A 14,533-nucleotide genomic window follows, 5' to 3' on the forward strand; every position below is an offset into this window, starting at 1 on the left:
GCCGGGCGGAGAACGGCCGGGCGGCGGATCGGGGGGCATCGGGGGACGGGTGGGGGAAGGCACGGATACCGTCTCGCCATGACCTTCTCGATCGTTGCCCGCTCCGCCGACGGCACCGCACACGGTGTCGCCGTGGCCAGCAAATTCCTCGGTGCCGGAGCGGTCGTGCCCGCCGCGGCCGCCGGCATCGGCGCGGTCGCCACCCAGTCCTATGCGAACCTCGCCTACCGCCCGCAGGCGCTGGCACTGCTGAGCACCGGGGTGGACGCGGACGGCACCGTGCGCGCGCTGATCGCCGGTGACGCCGGCCCGGTAACGCACCGGCAGGTCGGGGTGGTCAGCACACAGGGCCCGGGTGCCGGCTTCACCGGCGACCAGTGCCATCCGTGGGCGGGTGGCGCAACCGGCGACGGATACGCGATCCAGGGCAACATGCTGGCCGGCCCGCAGGTCGTCGCCGACATGGAGACCACCTGGCTGGCCGGCGCCGACGAGCCACGGTTGCAGTACCGGCTCCTCGGCGCGCTGCGGGCCGGCGATCTCGCGGGCGGCGACCGGCGCGGGCGGCAGAGCGCCGCGCTGCTCGTCGTGGCGAAGGGCATGGGGTACGGCGGCACCAGCGACATCGTCGCCGACCTGCGAGTCGACGATCACCCGGACCCGGTGGCCGAGCTGGCCCGGCTGCTGGAATTGCACACGCTCTACTTCGAGCGGCCCGACCCGGCCACCCTGATCCCGCTCACCGGCGCGATCGCGGACGAGGTGCGCACGCGGCTCGCAACTGCCGGGCACACCGGCGCCGACCTGGACGAGGAACTGGCGAGCTGGGCCGGGATCGAGAACCTGGAGGAACGCGTCGTGCCGGGCTCGATCGACCCGCTGGTGCTGGATCAACTCAGAACAAAAAGCTAGAAACCGGACGGCAGGCGCGGCGTGTAATTCTCCTCCAGCGCGAGGACCTCCTCAGACGTCAGGCGAATCTCCAGGGCGGCCGCCGCATCCGTCAGGTGGTGCGGCTTGGTCGGGCCGACGATCGGCGCGTCCACCGCCGGATTGTGCAGCACCCAGGCCAGCGCGACCTGCGCCATCGGCACGCCCCGCGCCGAGGCCACGCGACGGACCGCGTCGACGACGGCTCGGTTCTCCTCGTCCGCGTACCGCGCGTGCAGCGGATCGACCTCGGCGCGGCGGGTCGACATGTCCTCCCACGGGCGGGCCAGGCGTCCCTTGGCGAGCGGGCTCCACGGCAGCGAGCCGACGCCCTGGTCGGCGAGCAGGCCGAACATCTCCCGCTCCTCCTCGCGCTGAAGCAGGCTGTACTGGTTCTGCATCGACACGAACCTGGTCCAGCCGCCGAGGTCGGCAGCGTGTTGCAGCTTGGCGAACTGCCACGCCCACATCGAGGAGGCACCGAGGTAGCGCACCTTGCCGGCGCGGACCACGTCGTGCAGCGCCTCCATCGTCTCCTCGACCGGCGTCTCCGGGTCGAAGCGGTGGATCTGGTAGAGGTCGACGTAGTCGGTGCCGAGACGGGTGAGCGACGCGTCGATGTTCTCCAGAATGGCCTTGCGTGACAGGCCCGAACCGCCCGGGCCCTGGTGCATCGGGAAGTAGACCTTGGTGGCCAGCACGATCGAGTCGCGGTCGGTGTACTTGCGGATCGCCCTCCCCACGATCTCCTCGGAGGAGCCGAGGCTGTAGACGTTCGCCGTGTCCCAGAACGTGATGCCCAGCTCGACGGCCTGGCGGAAGATCGGCTCGGCGGCACCGTCGTCCAGCGACCACTGGTTGCCGCCGCGGTCCGGCTCGCCGAAACTCATGCATCCCAGCGTGATGCGACTGATCCTGAGGCCCGAGCTTCCCAGACGTGTGTACTCCATGATCTCAATCTACGTGCTGCGCCAGCCCACGTTGATCCGCTCCGGGCGACCCGGCTTCGCCTCCAGCTGCCGCACGAGGTCGTCCATCCGGCGGTCGAGCCCGTCCAGCGCGCGGGCGAGATGCGGGTCAGCGCCGTACCGGCCGCGCTGGTCGTGCAGCGTGTTCACCATCTCCCGCAGCAGCTGCCCCGACGCGGGATCCGACTTCTCGAACGCGTTCAGCGCCTCGTCGATCTGTTCCCGGGCCGCCGCGAACGCCGTCGTCAGCAGCAGGTCCAGACGCTGCGAACTCAGTCCGCGCAGCTCCGACAGCGGGCCGGGCGGCTTCGGCTTCCACGTCTGGAGCAGCTCGACGGGGTGTCCCTGCTCGTCCCGGTCGATCGTCTTGCGGTGCGGGACGCAGAGCAGAAGCAGGTTGTCGAAGCCGTCACGCTCGTCGTCGTCGAGTCCGGGGGCGTACCGCGGCCGGTTCGGGTCGGTGTCACGGATGCGGACCGGTTCGACGTTGACCTCGGGTTCGTCACCGAGGAAGACCATGACGGGGGTGCGGCAGCCGGGAAAGTCGCAGCTGCCCTGGGAGAGCGCCACCAGTGCGGCGCGGGTCGCCGGTGTCATCCGGGTGGTTTCGTCCATGGCTCGCTCCACGGAGAATGTGCCTTTTCATCGGCAGTGGGCAAACGGATGGGGTACGGCCGATTCGTGGAGGGAACATTGAACTCCCGCCAGAATCGAGGCCGAGATGGCAGTTCACAACATGTCCTGTGAGGCGGAGAACGGCAACGAGGTGCTGTTCGTCTGCACGGAGGCGGCATGCGGTCGCCGCGTGGTCGTGGGCAAGGGCCGCCCACGACTCACGGTGATCAACCAGGGTGACTTCAGCGTCCAGCACTTCGGATCCCTGGGCGGTGCCGGCATCAGCGCCGTCGAGGTGGCGTGACCGTCAGTTCGGGTCCTCCACCTTGATGATCGGACCCTCGGCGTAACCCATCATGTCGTAACCGACCGGCCCGAGGTCCGAGTCCAGGAACGTCGTGACGACGATCTTGTACACGCCGGCCTGCGTGACGTTGCCGGGGTCACCTTCCGGCAGCTTGAAGGCCGGGACCACGAGCTTCGCGCGGTACTGCTCGTCCTGCGAGAAGAACGGGCCGCGGACCGGCACGCGGACCTCGCCGAGGGAGACCTCGTCACCGGGGCCCTGCGACTCGGCCCATGCGGTGACGACCCAGTCCCTCGTGCGGACCGACAGTGCCGTCAGCCAGAGTGGTACGAGGTTGCCGAACACGTGCCAGGTCACGTCGATGTCGAACGGCTTGGCCCGGTTGACGACCAGGTTGGACTTTCCGAGCGTGGGCCTGTCGGTGATGGCGACGATGCCCAGGAACGCGCCCTCGATGGCGGGGTCGGTCGGTCCGGCGGGTGGGATGTTGGGGTCGAAGCGATCGGTCATGGCGATGCTCCCTTGCATCTCCGGGATCCGGTGATCGCACGATGGGCCTGGCGCCCGGCGCGTCGGGCGTACCGGAGGATTCGCCCCGAACGTATTCCCGTCAAGGATGGCGTTCAGCCGGATCAGCGACACGATCCGTTATGACTTGTGCACGGAGAGTGTTGCTTTGAGGAGAAAGCTTCCGCCACCACGGCCGGGACAACAGCGCGGCCAGCACCGCCCCCGTTGCGTTGACCAGGACGTCATCGATCGACGACACGCGGTCCAGCTGGAAGACGTACTGCGCCGTCTCGATCAGGATCGAGCAGCCGGCACCGAGCGCCAGGATCCGCGGCACCGACGCCAGCACGGCGAACCGCATCGGCGCGAAGAAGCCCAGCGCCGCGAGCACCAGCAGGTTGCCGCCGATGCCGAGCGGCGCCATCGTGACCAGGTCACGCAGCGGAACCAGGCTCACCCGTCCGGGGACGACACCGGCGCCCGGGCCCGGCATCATGGTCATCCACACCCACGGCAGGGTTCCGTAGACCATGCCGACCTCGGCCAGCGACAGTTGCCACGGCCCTCGCCGTACGCTCGCCAGGAGCCACACGGCGAGAGCCGCCAGCGGCAATCCGAGCAGCGTCATGAGCACCACGCCGTTCTCGGTGTCGTAGCAGCCGTGCCAGTGCCCGGCCATGCACCGCGGAGCGGACATCATCAGCGACCGCCGCATGAGGACGAGGAAGCCCGCCGAGCCGAGGATCATCAGGCCCAGGAGAACGATCCTGGGCGTACGGATGTTGTTCATGGCGCTCATCCAAGACGACGGTACGTCAGGCCGGCATAAGCGCGATCAGACGCGGCGCAGTACCGAGACGACCTTCCCGAGGATCACCGCGCGGTCGCCGTCGATCACCTCGTACGCCGGGTTGCGCGGTTCGAGCAGCACATGCCCGCCCGACCGTCGGAACACCTTGACCGTCGCCTCCTCGTCGATCATCGCGGCGACGATGTCCCCGTTGTACGCGTCCGGCTGCTGACGGATCACCACGATGTCCCCGTCACAGATCGCCGCGTCGACCATCGAGTCGCCCTGGACCCGCAGGCAGAACAGGGTGCCCCGGCCGACCAGGTCGCGGGGCAGTTGGAGCGTCTCCTCGGTGATCTCGTCGGCCAGGATCGGCGTGCCGGCCGCGATCGTGCCGACCAGCGGCACGCCGACCGAGGAGCTCTCGCGGGTGACCGGCTCGAGGTACATCCGCACGTCGATCGGGCGGCTGACGGTCCGCCCCCGGCGCAGGAAGCCGAGATCCTCGAGCGCGCGCAGGTGGCGGCCGACCGAGGACGTCGACGACAGCCCGACCGCGTCACCGATCTCGCGGGCCGAGGGCGCGTGGCCGTACCGCACCGCCCAGTCGCGGATCACGGCGAGGATCCCGCGCTGGCGCGGGGTCAGGACGGAGGTGTCGAGCTCTTCGGGCCAGGCCATCCGACGATCTTGACAGACCGGGCCCGGCGGGCCTCCACGCGGCACGCTCTTTTACGGCAGGATCACCCGGGTGAGCATCAGGGTGGCGATGTGGTCCGGGCCGCGCAACATCTCGACCGCCATGATGCGCAGTTTCGGCGCGCGGGCGGACACCGTCGTGGTGGACGAGCCGCTCTACGCGCACTACCTGGCCGAGACCGGAATCGACCATCCGGGCCGGGACGCGGTCCTGGCCTCGCAGCCGAACTGGTGGCAGGACGTGGCCGCCGCGCTGACCGGCCCGCTGCCGGGCGATCCGGCCGTCCACTACCAGAAGCACATGACCCACCATCTGCTGCCGTCGATCGGCCGGGACTGGCTGGCCGGGCTCACCCACGCCTTCCTGATCCGCGACCCGGCGCACGTGGTCGCCTCCTACGCGCGCGTCCGGGGCGAGCCGACCCTCGATGATCTCGGTTATCCCCAGCAGGCGGAGATCTTCCGGGCCTTCGGCGGCCCGGTCGTGGACGCGGCCGACGTGCTGCGGGATCCGGCTGCCACGCTGCGGCGTCTCTGCGAGGCTCTCGGCTTCGCCTTCGAGCCGGCCATGCTTTCATGGGCGCCGGGCCCGCGGGACACCGACGGTGTGTGGGCGCCTTTCTGGTACGCGTCAGTGCACGCGTCCTCAGGATTCGCACCCTATGACCCGGCGCCGCCCGAGGTGCCCCCGCGCCTGAGGCCACTCGTCGAGGCCGCCCAGCCGTTCTACGACGAACTGGCCGCGCACCGCCTATAGAACCGGCACCCCCATCGTGGCGGCGTGCTCCTGGTACAACTTCGCCACCCTGCTCGTCAGCGAGCCGATCTGACCGTTCCCGATCGGCCGCCCGTCGATCACCGTGACACCGGCGATCTCACCCATCGTGCCGGTGCAGAACACCTCGTCGGCCGCGTACATCTCGGTCAGCGACACGTCGCGCACCACCGCCGGGATGTCGTGTGCCGCGGCCAGGTCCAGCACGGTCTGCCGGGTGATCCCCTCCGGGCAGGCGGCCGTGGTCGGCGTGACCAGCGTCGAGCCCACCACGGCGAACAGGTGCGTCGCGTTCGTCTCGGCCACGAACCCGCGCTGGTCGAGCATGAGCGCGTCGTCCGCACCCGCGAAGTTCGCCTCGATCTTCGCGAGGATCGAGTTCAGCAGGTTGTTGTGATGGATCTTCGGGTCCAGCACGTCGGGACTGGCCCGCCGCATGCTCGTCGTGGCCAGCCGCAGCCCGGTCGTGTCGTAGACCGGCGCCTTGTGCTCGGCCAGCACGATCAGCGTCGGCCCGGCCTGGTTGAGCCGCGGATCCATGCCACTGGTGACCTTCACCCCGCGCGTCAGCGTGAGCCGGATGTGCACACCGTCATCCATGCCGTTGGCCAGCAGCGTCGCCCGGATCGCCGCGATGATCTCGGCATCCGCGGGAATCTCGGCGAAACTCAGCGCCAGAGCCGACCGGCGCAGCCGGGCCAGGTGCTCGGTGAGCCCGAAGATCGCTCCCCGGTAGACCCGCAGGCCCTCCCAGACAGCGTCCCCACCCTGCACCACCGAGTCGAACGGCGACACCCCCGCCTCGTCCCGCCCGAGCAGCCGCCCGTTCACCCAGTACTTGATGGAGGCGTTGCGCTCGTCGTACCTCTGCAGCATCCGCCGATCATAGTTTCACCGGCGGGTACGCCGAACGATCAGCGCGGCGCCCGTGACCAGGACAGCGCACGCCAGCAGCGCCGCCGGCAGGGCGGCGGCGTGCGCGACGGCAGCGATGCCGAGTCCGCACGCGATCTCGCCCAGGTACTTCGACTGCGCGTGCAGTGAGTGCACCGTGGCCCGGACGGCACTGCCGGTCTGCTGATTGATCCAGATCGTCGTGAAGGTTCGCGTCAGCGGCAGCGCACCGGCGGCCAGCAGCACGGCGAGACTGCCGCTGATCTCCTCGGGCGCAACGGCCGAGCCGGCCACACCGACCGCGGCGACCGCGCACGTCGCCACGAAACCCCGGCGCAGCGCGTGCGGGGCGTTGATGTGCGGCCGGACCAGGTGCAACGCGGCGGCGCCGGCGAGGCTCACCAGCACACCGAGCCCGGCCAGCCACAGGACGGGATCGCGGGGAAGGCCGAAATCGACCAGCCTCAGCGGATAGAGCCGGCCGAACGCGCTGGTGACTCCGTCCACCAGGAACGTCGCCGCGAAGATCGTGAGGATCAGGCGGCTGCCGCGGACCAGAGCCGAGCCGCGCACGAGGATCGACAACGAGCCGGAGCCACCGGGCCGGAACCGCCGCTCGGCGAAGCGCGCCACGACGTACAGGCCGAGCAGCAGCATGGCGGCACCCGCGACCACCATGGCCGCACCGGTCCCGACGAGCCACGCCAGGCCGCCGACGGTCGCCAGGCCCGCCACCGTGCCGGTGAGCTGCGCCTGGTCGGCACGGATCAGTGCCACCGTGACGGCCGGCGGGTCGTCCAGCTCGTCGCTGATCCAGGCCACGTCCGCACCGCCGGCGAAGTTCCACGACAGCCCCCACAGCATCTGCGTCAGCAGCACCGGGACGAACCCGGAGACCACGCCGGTGGCGAGCATGGCGCTGCCCATGAGCACGTGCGAGACGACCAGCGACCACTTGCGGCTCACCGTGTCGGCGAAGACTCCGGTGGGCACCTCGAAGACGAGTGCGGCGATCGACTGACCGACACCGATCAGCACCAGCTCGGCCGCCGTAAGGTGCGCCCCGACGACCAGATGGACGCTGGTGACGGCCCACCAGCCGCGGTGCAGGAGAGCGCGGCACCACGTCCACCGCACGAACACCGCGATCATCCGGCTGTGGTCAGCAGCCCTATCAGCCTGTCGACGTAGGCCTGCCGGTCGGTGCTCGTGGCGGGGACGGTCCGGGGCGCGGCGTGGGCCAGCTGGGCGAGGCCCAGATAGGCGCTGACCGCCGTCACTCCGCGGTGGCGGGCCTCTTGCGGTGGGAGGCCCAAGGCCTCGAAAAGACCTGAGGTGTACGCGACGCGCCGCTCGGTGACCCGCGCGAGCACCGGGGCGACGTGGGGATGGCCGGCGGTGGCGAGCATGGCGAGTTCGATCGCGTCGGTGTGCGGGCCGGCCGTGGACTCGATCACGGTGGAGATCAGCAGGCGGAGCTTGGCGAGCGGGTCGGGCTGGGTCTCGACCAGGCTGATCACGGCGTCGGTGTGGTCGCGTTCCCAGCGGAGCAGGGCCGCCTCGATGAGGGCGTCTCGGTTGGCGAAGTGCCAGTAGAAGCTGCCCTTGGTGGCTCCGAGCCCGGTGGCGAGCGGCTCGACGGCGACCGCCGCGAGGCCTCCCCGGCCGATCGCGTCGAGCGCGGCCGCCGTCCAGTCGTCAGCGGTGAGGCGGGACGAGGGCATGTCCATACGGTACAGTACGGGAAACATACGCCACCGTATGGAGGCTCGTCATGGAGAACACGCACTCCCGGGTCATCGCCGCGCCCGCCGATGAGGTCGGGCGGCTGCTCGACCGGCTCGCCTCGGCGGACGACCCGCTCTGGCCGTCGCCGGCGTGGGTGCCGATGCGACTCGACCGGCCGCTCGGGGTGGGCGCCACGGGCGGGCACGGACGGGTGCGGTACACGGTGACCGCCTACGAGCCGGGGCGCCGGGTCGAGTTCGCGTTCGACCCGAGGATCGGGATGTCGGGCACGCACACGTTCACCGTCGAGCCGGACGGACCGGACCGCTGCGTGCTGCGGCACCACATGACCGGCCGGGCGTCGGGTGCGATGCGGCTGCTCTGGCCGGCGGTGATCCGCAACTGCCACGACACCGTGCTGGAGCACCTGCTGGACAACGCGTCGCTCGCCGCCACCGGCGACCCGGTGGCCGAACCGGTGCGCTATCCGCTGCGCGCGCGGCTGGTCGTGCGGGCGGCGACCGGCCGGGTCGAGGCGGTTCCGGTTCCTCCGCACGCGTCGCTGCTGCACGCGGCACTGCCCTCACCCGACCTCGCGGACGCGTACGCCGTACGTCTGCATCCCGGAACGACCACCGATCCGCGTGAGTGGGCCGACAAGATCTTCCGCGATCCGCCGCGGGCTGTTTCCGCGTTGCTGAGGCTGCGCAACGCGGTGGTCGCGCCGTTCGGGATCGAGCGAGGTGACCGGTCGGCCTTCGACGTCCTGGCGTCGGCGTCGGGTGAGGCGCTGCTCGGCACGGACGCGGCGCACCTCGATTTCCGGGCGAGTGTGCTGGTGGAGCCGGGTGCGGACGGCACCAGGGTGACGCTGTCGACGCACGCCACGGCTCGGTCGCGGTCCGGGCGGATCTATCTCGGTCTGGTGCGGCTTGCGCATCCGGCGGTGGTCCGGGCGATGCTGCGGCGCGCCGCGATCAACCTCTCCCGGCCGGCACCGAGCGTCAAAGAAACGGCGCCGGGCGTCAAAGAAGCGGCGGCGCAGGCTCCGTCGTCTCGGCCGATGTCGACGGACCTTCCTTCCGGGCGATCCACGGGCTGATCCCGATGCGACCGGTGCTGCCCAGGTCGAGCGGCCCGTCCGGCCGCACGAGCTGCGCCGGGCGTCCCTTCTCCGGCGCAACGAAGAGGGACGCCACCTCGACCGGAGGATTCCTGACGTCGTCGTATTTGTTGCGCCACGCCACGACCGCCGTGGCCGACTCCCCGGGCTGCAGGACCACCGGCTGCGGCGGAACGTCCAGATGCTTCAGCGCGCCGGTGATCTCGCCGACCTCGGTCAGGACCTGGACGCTCACGGGCCCCTGGTCCTCGTCGAGCGGCGCGACCACCGGATATCCCTGGACCCGATAGGTCCGAGCACCGCAGTTGACCAGGTCGATGCCGGCCGCCCGCAGCCCCATCGCGGCGTTGACGTCACTCATCCTCATCCGCACACCCTCGGGCGGGCAGGTGGGCGCGGCCGGAGTCGTCGTCGCGGGCCCCGGCGGGATCGACCCGGGCGCCGCGCAACCGGCCAGCACGGTCACCGCCGCTACGAGGTGGATCAACCGCTTCACGGGCCCGATCATGCCCTACGCCGGCCACCCTCAGAGGCCGGCGGCGTCGTCGTAGCGGCTGCGGAGGTCGGCCATCTCCGACTCGGACAGCGCCTCGGTCTGCGCCAGCTCCGCGTACTTCGCCGGGAACATCTGCTTCAGCCTGTCGATGTACATGACGTCGGCGGTTGCCTCGACCACCTGGATGCCCGGCGGGTCGGTGTTCATGTCCAGGATCACCGGGCCGGCCAGCTTGACCGCCACGTCCCAGGGGCGCTTCTGCTCGGCGACACCGCAGAAGTGGTAGCCGTACACGGTCCGCACTCCGGCCAGCGCCGACGCCTCGGCCGGCTCGTAGCCGTAGACGCGGACCCCGCAGATCACCGGGGCGGCCTCCGCGACCTGGGCGTGTCCCGCGTGGTTGTGCTGTCCCGGGTCCACCTGTTCGAGCGTGGTCCGCATCCGGCCCATGATCTGGCTCTGGATGTCCGGCGCACCGGAACCGGGCGATCTGATCAGGACCGCGGCACCGGCCGCCGTCGCCAGCAGGACGACCGCCGCCCAGAGGTAACGGCTCCGGTGCCACCCGGCGAGACTTACCCGAGAACTCATGACCTGACCTCGCGACCGACGACTGGGAGCGCTCCCGGAAGCATTGCACCCATGTTGCCAGATATCAACCGAAGTCTATCTAGGACACCTCGACGGCGAGGCCGGCGGCGATCACCCGGCGTCCCGGCGTCAGGCCGGCCACCAGCGACGCGACCGCTTCCGGGCCCAGGGACAGCTCGAGCACGCCACCGTCGCCCTCCGCGGCCGAGAGTCCCGGCCCGGCGCTGAGAAGAGCCTTGCCGCCGTCGCCCTCGAGCAGCAGCCGCCGGCCGGCCGGAAGCAGATCCTGGATCGCGCGCACCAGGCCGTCCACGGTTCCGCCCTTGAACCGCAGCACGACGCCGCCGCCCTCCCGCGACCAGCCGAAACCGTCGACGAGCAGCCAGACCGGCGTGGAACCGGCCGCCGCGACCCCCGCCTCGACGGCCGCGCGCACCGCCGGGTCCGAGGTGATCGACGCCCGGTCCAGATCGGTCACGAGCAGCGACTGCCGCTGCGCCAGCAGGCCCAGCACGCCGTTCGCGTCCCACTGCTGAACCGCCGTGTACTCCTCGCCGGTCAGCCCGACCACCTGCAGGAACTGCAGCCGCCCGTGCGGGGTGTCGATGGTGCCCAGCTCGGGGTCCTCGGTGAACGCCAGCGCCGTCATCTCGGTCGGGTGGTCCAGCCGGAGAGGACCGTTGGCGTTCATGTGATGTCCCGGCTCGAACCAGTTGCCGCTGCTGAACACGTACCGCGCCAGGTTCTGCAGCAGGTTCGCCGCCCAGATCGGCGGCTCGCTCTCCCCCGGTGACCGCGCGACCCGGAAGGTGAACTCGAAGCCCCACCCGGACTCCTCGGCGTTGTCCGTCTCCTTGGCGTAGAGCTCGCTCATCCCGTACCCGATGATGTGCCAGTGCGGCACGGGCTCGTCCCGGGCATAGAAGCTGATCCCGTCGAGCGGATCGGGCCCACCCAGCGCGAACCGGTGCAACGTCCCGAAGTGCTGCGGCTCCACACCCGGGTAGAACTCACCCAGCCGCGCGTCGATGGCGTCCCAGCCGGGCGCATCCGATGTCATCCGTCGATCCCCTCATTCTTCCTGTCGCCAGTAGGGCTTCCGGCCGGCGCGCCGCCGCCGCACCGTCACGAGAACGCCGGTCACCAGGCCGATAAGCGCCAGGACCACCGCTCCGGCGAAAGCCAGAAATCTCGTGTATGCGTCATGCAGCGGCGGCGGCTCACCCACCGCGAGCGAGGCACCGTCGCGGGCGGTGCAAGTCAGGACATACTCCCCGGGCGGGGTTGCCTCCAGGATCATGGCTCCGCGCCACGACAGCCCGCCATCGCTCAGCCGGATGTCCACATCGCGGAGCGTCCACATGGACCAGGCCGCGTTGCGCGCTTCGGCCCCCGACGAGTCGCAGTCCACGTCGAATCCGCCGGTGGTCCAGATGATCCGCCCGCCGTCCGGGACGTTCAGGCGGACCGGCTGCCCCGGCGCGACGCGCTGCCCGAGGTCTCCCCCGGTGAAAGCCACCACGACAACGGTTGCCGCCGCTGCAAGAGCGGCGGCGGCAACCGCATACCAGGCCGCGCCCGGTCCAAGATCCATAGAGGCATTATCGGCAACCGATGCGGAGCGACGTGATCAGGTCAGGCCGTCGCGCTCGGCGGCGATGGTGGTGTCCGGGCCGTGGCCCGTGTGCACGACCGTCTCGCCGGGCAGGGACAGGAGCTTCTCGCGAATCGAGGTGACGATCAGGTCGGCGTCGGAGTACGAGCGGCCGGTGGCTCCGGGGCCGCCCTGGAAGAGGGTGTCGCCGGTGAAGAGCCGGCCGAGGTCGGGCGCGTACAGGCAGACGGCGCCGGGGGCGTGACCGGGTGTGTGCAGGACGGTCAGGGAGGTGCTCCCGGCCTGGATCTTGTCGCCGTCGGCGAGGTCGGTGTCCCAGGAGACGCCGGTGCCGTGGGTGAGCTCCCAGAGAGGGCGGTCGGCGGGGTGCAGCAGGATCGGCGCGCCGGTGCGGTCGCGCAGCGCGGGTGCCACGCGTACGTGGTCGTCGTGCGCGTGGGTGCAGACGATCGCGGTGACCCGGCGTTCGCCGACGACGGCGAGGATGGCGTCGACGTCGTGCGGTGCGTCGATCACCACGCAGGTGGTGTCGTCGCCGACCACCCAGACGTTGTTGTCGACTTCGAAGGTCTGGCCGTCGAGGCTGAACGTACCGGCGACCACGCCGTGGTCGACGCGGGCGCTCACAGGATCACCACGGAACGCAGAACCGGCTCGGCGTGGCCGTGCATGCGGTCGAAGGCGGCCTCGACGTCGCCGATGCCGATCTCCTCGGTGACGAACGCGTCCAGGTCGAGACGGCCCTGCTTGTAGAGGTCGACCAGCAGCGGGAAGTCGCGGCTGGGCAGGCAGTCGCCGTACCAGCTGGACTTGAGGGCACCGCCGCGGCCGAACACGTCGATCAGCGGCAGGTCGGGCACCTTCATGTCGGGGGTGGGCACGCCGACGAGGACGAGGACGCCGGCCAGGTCACGGGCGTAGAACGCCTGCTTCCACGTCTCCGGCCGCCCCACCGCCTCGATCACCACATCCGCGCCGTCCGCACCGTCATAGACCGAAGCGGCGATCCGCTTGATCTCGGCGACCGGGTCGGTCTCCGACGAGTCGACGACGTGGGTGGCGCCCATCCTGCGGGCGGTCTCCAGCTTTCGCGCGTCGATGTCGACCGCGATGATCGGTGAGGCGCCGGCCAGGGCGGAACCGGCCACCGCCGCCACGCCGACGCCGCCGCAACCGATCACGGCGACGGACTTGCCGCGGCTGACCGCTCCGGTGTTGATGGCGGCGCCGATGCCGGCCATCACGCCGCAGCCGAGCAGGCCGACGGCCGCGGCGCGGGCGGCCGGGTCGACCTTGGTGCACTGGCCGGCCGCGACGAGGGTCTTCTCCGCGAACGCGCCGATGCCGAGGGCGGGTGACAGCTCGGTGCCGTCCTCCAGGGTCATCCTCTGCTTGGCGTTGTGGGTGGCGAAGCAGTAGTGCAGGTCGCCCCGCTTGCAGGCCCGGCACTGCCCGCAGACGGCACGCCAGTTGAGCACCACGAAGTCACCGGGCGCCACGTCGGTCACCCCGGCGCCGACCGACTCGACCACGCCGGCGGCCTCATGGCCGAGCAGGAATGGGAAGTCGTCGTTGATGCCGCCTTCGCGGTAGTGCAGGTCGGTGTGGCAGACGCCGCACGCCTGGACCTTCACCACCGCCTCGCCCGGCCCGGGGTCCGGCACGTTGATCGTCACCAGTTCGACCGGGGCACCCTTGGCACGGGCGATGACGGCTCTGACCTGCTGCATTTCGACAATCCCTCCGACCGGGCGGAAACGGCGATCAAATGGTCAGGATAGCCATCTGGATGCTCTCTCCGCGCGGGTCTCAGGCGTTGAAACGGCGCAGGGTCCAGCGGGCGGGCGGCCAGGCGGACGGGTCGCCGTCGGTGAACCACTCGGTGATCGAGGCCGGGGCCACCTCCAGGTCGAAGGCGCGATAGAGCGGCTGGCCCGCGAGAACGTGGAACGACGCCTCCACGGTCTCACTGTGCCCGACGAGGACCGCGGTGCCGCCGGCGTGCCGCTGGGCGATCGCCGTGATGGCCCGGCCGACCCGCACGACGAGTTCGGCCCAGCTCTCGTTGCCGGCCTCGAACGGCTGGAACACGCCGCCGCCCGGGACGGCGTGCGCGGCCTGGAAGCCGGCTGTCGGCATTCCGTCGGCGACCGCCGGGGTGTGCCAGGTGCACAGACCGCAGTCCTCGACGGGCGCGGCGCCGAGCGCGACCGCGATGGGACGGGCCGTCTCGGTCGCGCGCCGCAGCGTCGACGAATACACCGCGGCCGGAACGGCGAGTTCGGCGCCGAGCCGGGCGGCGAGGGCCGCGGCCTGGTCGTGACCGAGTTCGGTCAGGCCGCGACAGGACCGCGGGCCGCCGACGACGCCCTCGGCGGAATGGACGGACTCGCCGTGTCGGACGAGGACCAGTCGGGTGGCCACCTGACCATTCTGCCGGAGCTTGACGCGCCCCGCGCCGTTTCCGTAGCGTTACTTGTCGATGAGTTGAA

19 protein-coding genes are annotated in these 14,533 nt (G+C 70.7%); 4 read left to right on the forward strand and 15 right to left on the reverse strand.

Annotation, left to right across the window (positions count from 1 at the left end):
* Positions 1 to 78 precede the first annotated feature (78 nt).
* Positions 79 to 912 carry a DUF1028 domain-containing protein gene (locus AB0M02_RS26820; protein ID WP_364231315.1) on the forward strand — a complete coding sequence of 278 codons (834 nt, stop codon included), beginning with the start codon at positions 79 to 81 and terminating at the stop codon, positions 910 to 912.
* Here AB0M02_RS26820 and AB0M02_RS26825 read toward each other — a convergent pair.
* Both AB0M02_RS26825 and AB0M02_RS26830 read right to left on the reverse strand, forming a co-directional pair.
* Positions 909 to 1,880 (reverse strand): aldo/keto reductase, encoded by a 972-nt coding sequence (locus AB0M02_RS26825; protein WP_364231316.1) that lies wholly within the window; start codon positions 1,878 to 1,880, stop codon positions 909 to 911. The genes AB0M02_RS26820 and AB0M02_RS26825 overlap by 4 nt on opposite strands.
* A 9-nt stretch (positions 1,881 to 1,889) precedes the next feature.
* Entirely contained in the window at positions 1,890 to 2,513 is a 624-nt protein-coding gene (locus tag AB0M02_RS26830) for a hypothetical protein (RefSeq protein ID WP_364231319.1), read from the reverse strand.
* A 106-nt stretch (positions 2,514 to 2,619) separates the two neighbouring features.
* Between AB0M02_RS26830 and AB0M02_RS26835 the strand changes: the two genes are divergently transcribed.
* A complete protein-coding gene (locus tag AB0M02_RS26835; RefSeq protein WP_364231321.1) occupies positions 2,620 to 2,817 on the forward strand; it encodes a hypothetical protein in 198 nt (65 codons plus the stop codon).
* A gap of 3 nt (positions 2,818 to 2,820) precedes the next feature.
* Here AB0M02_RS26835 and AB0M02_RS26840 read toward each other — a convergent pair whose 3' ends face one another.
* The 3 genes from AB0M02_RS26840 to lexA all read right to left on the reverse strand — a co-directional run bounded on the left by AB0M02_RS26840 (position 2,821) and on the right by lexA (position 4,801).
* Positions 2,821 to 3,330 (reverse strand): hypothetical protein, encoded by a 510-nt coding sequence (locus AB0M02_RS26840; RefSeq protein ID WP_364231323.1) that lies wholly within the window; start codon positions 3,328 to 3,330, stop codon positions 2,821 to 2,823.
* A 100-nt stretch (positions 3,331 to 3,430) separates the two neighbouring features.
* Complete coding sequence (locus AB0M02_RS26845; protein WP_364231326.1) at positions 3,431 to 4,129, reverse strand: VanZ family protein; 699 nt, start codon at positions 4,127 to 4,129, stop codon at positions 3,431 to 3,433.
* A gap of 36 nt (positions 4,130 to 4,165) precedes the next feature.
* Complete coding sequence (lexA, locus tag AB0M02_RS26850) at positions 4,166 to 4,801, reverse strand: transcriptional repressor LexA (RefSeq protein ID WP_364231328.1); 636 nt, start codon at positions 4,799 to 4,801, stop codon at positions 4,166 to 4,168.
* A gap of 70 nt (positions 4,802 to 4,871) precedes the next feature.
* Between lexA and AB0M02_RS26855 the strand changes: the two genes are divergently transcribed.
* The gene (locus AB0M02_RS26855) at positions 4,872 to 5,576 is read left to right on the forward strand and encodes an HAD family hydrolase (RefSeq protein WP_364231330.1); all 705 of its coding nucleotides are present in this window, start codon (positions 4,872 to 4,874) and stop codon (positions 5,574 to 5,576) included.
* Here the strand turns inward: AB0M02_RS26855 and AB0M02_RS26860 are convergent.
* Genes AB0M02_RS26860 through AB0M02_RS26870 form a run of 3 tightly spaced genes read right to left on the reverse strand, consistent with a single transcriptional unit; the run spans position 5,571 to position 8,212 of the window.
* A complete protein-coding gene (locus AB0M02_RS26860) occupies positions 5,571 to 6,470 on the reverse strand; it encodes an aminotransferase class IV (RefSeq protein WP_364231332.1) in 900 nt (299 codons plus the stop codon). The two genes, AB0M02_RS26855 and AB0M02_RS26860, sit on opposite strands and share 6 nt — an antisense overlap.
* 15 nt (positions 6,471 to 6,485) lie before the next feature.
* Positions 6,486 to 7,640 carry an MFS transporter gene (locus AB0M02_RS26865; RefSeq protein WP_364231334.1) on the reverse strand — a complete coding sequence of 385 codons (1,155 nt, stop codon included), beginning with the start codon at positions 7,638 to 7,640 and terminating at the stop codon, positions 6,486 to 6,488.
* Positions 7,637 to 8,212, reverse strand: a complete 576-nt coding sequence (locus AB0M02_RS26870; protein ID WP_364231335.1) for a TetR/AcrR family transcriptional regulator — start codon at positions 8,210 to 8,212, stop codon at positions 7,637 to 7,639. The genes AB0M02_RS26865 and AB0M02_RS26870 overlap by 4 nt, the downstream gene beginning before the upstream one ends.
* 50 nt (positions 8,213 to 8,262) lie before the next feature.
* On the opposite strand from AB0M02_RS26870, the gene AB0M02_RS26875 reads away from it, so the two are divergent.
* Positions 8,263 to 9,318, forward strand: a complete 1,056-nt coding sequence (locus AB0M02_RS26875) for a DUF2867 domain-containing protein (RefSeq protein WP_364231337.1) — start codon at positions 8,263 to 8,265, stop codon at positions 9,316 to 9,318.
* Here the strand turns inward: AB0M02_RS26875 and AB0M02_RS26880 are convergent.
* The 7 genes from AB0M02_RS26880 to AB0M02_RS26910 all read right to left on the reverse strand — a co-directional run bounded on the left by AB0M02_RS26880 (position 9,242) and on the right by AB0M02_RS26910 (position 14,465).
* Positions 9,242 to 9,835 (reverse strand): DUF4232 domain-containing protein, encoded by a 594-nt coding sequence (locus AB0M02_RS26880; protein ID WP_364231339.1) that lies wholly within the window; start codon positions 9,833 to 9,835, stop codon positions 9,242 to 9,244. The two genes, AB0M02_RS26875 and AB0M02_RS26880, sit on opposite strands and share 77 nt — an antisense overlap.
* A 30-nt stretch (positions 9,836 to 9,865) precedes the next feature.
* Positions 9,866 to 10,426 carry a hypothetical protein gene (locus AB0M02_RS26885; protein ID WP_364231341.1) on the reverse strand — a complete coding sequence of 187 codons (561 nt, stop codon included), beginning with the start codon at positions 10,424 to 10,426 and terminating at the stop codon, positions 9,866 to 9,868.
* Between the two features lie 79 nt (positions 10,427 to 10,505).
* On the reverse strand, positions 10,506 to 11,486 hold the full coding sequence (locus AB0M02_RS26890) for a suppressor of fused domain protein (protein WP_364231343.1): 981 nt from the start codon (positions 11,484 to 11,486) through the stop codon (positions 10,506 to 10,508).
* Between the two features lie 12 nt (positions 11,487 to 11,498).
* The gene (locus tag AB0M02_RS26895; RefSeq protein ID WP_364231344.1) at positions 11,499 to 12,020 is read right to left on the reverse strand and encodes a hypothetical protein; all 522 of its coding nucleotides are present in this window, start codon (positions 12,018 to 12,020) and stop codon (positions 11,499 to 11,501) included.
* Between the two features lie 36 nt (positions 12,021 to 12,056).
* Entirely contained in the window at positions 12,057 to 12,668 is a 612-nt protein-coding gene (locus tag AB0M02_RS26900; RefSeq protein WP_364231347.1) for an MBL fold metallo-hydrolase, read from the reverse strand.
* Complete coding sequence (locus AB0M02_RS26905; protein ID WP_364231349.1) at positions 12,665 to 13,771, reverse strand: S-(hydroxymethyl)mycothiol dehydrogenase; 1,107 nt, start codon at positions 13,769 to 13,771, stop codon at positions 12,665 to 12,667. The genes AB0M02_RS26900 and AB0M02_RS26905 overlap by 4 nt, the downstream gene beginning before the upstream one ends.
* A 79-nt stretch (positions 13,772 to 13,850) precedes the next feature.
* A complete protein-coding gene (locus AB0M02_RS26910; RefSeq protein WP_364231351.1) occupies positions 13,851 to 14,465 on the reverse strand; it encodes a histidine phosphatase family protein in 615 nt (204 codons plus the stop codon).
* Positions 14,466 to 14,533: the final 68 nt, after the last annotated feature.

This window comes from Actinoplanes sp. NPDC051861, assembly GCF_040681145.1.
In the GTDB taxonomy this organism is placed as follows: domain Bacteria; phylum Actinomycetota; class Actinomycetes; order Mycobacteriales; family Micromonosporaceae; genus Actinoplanes.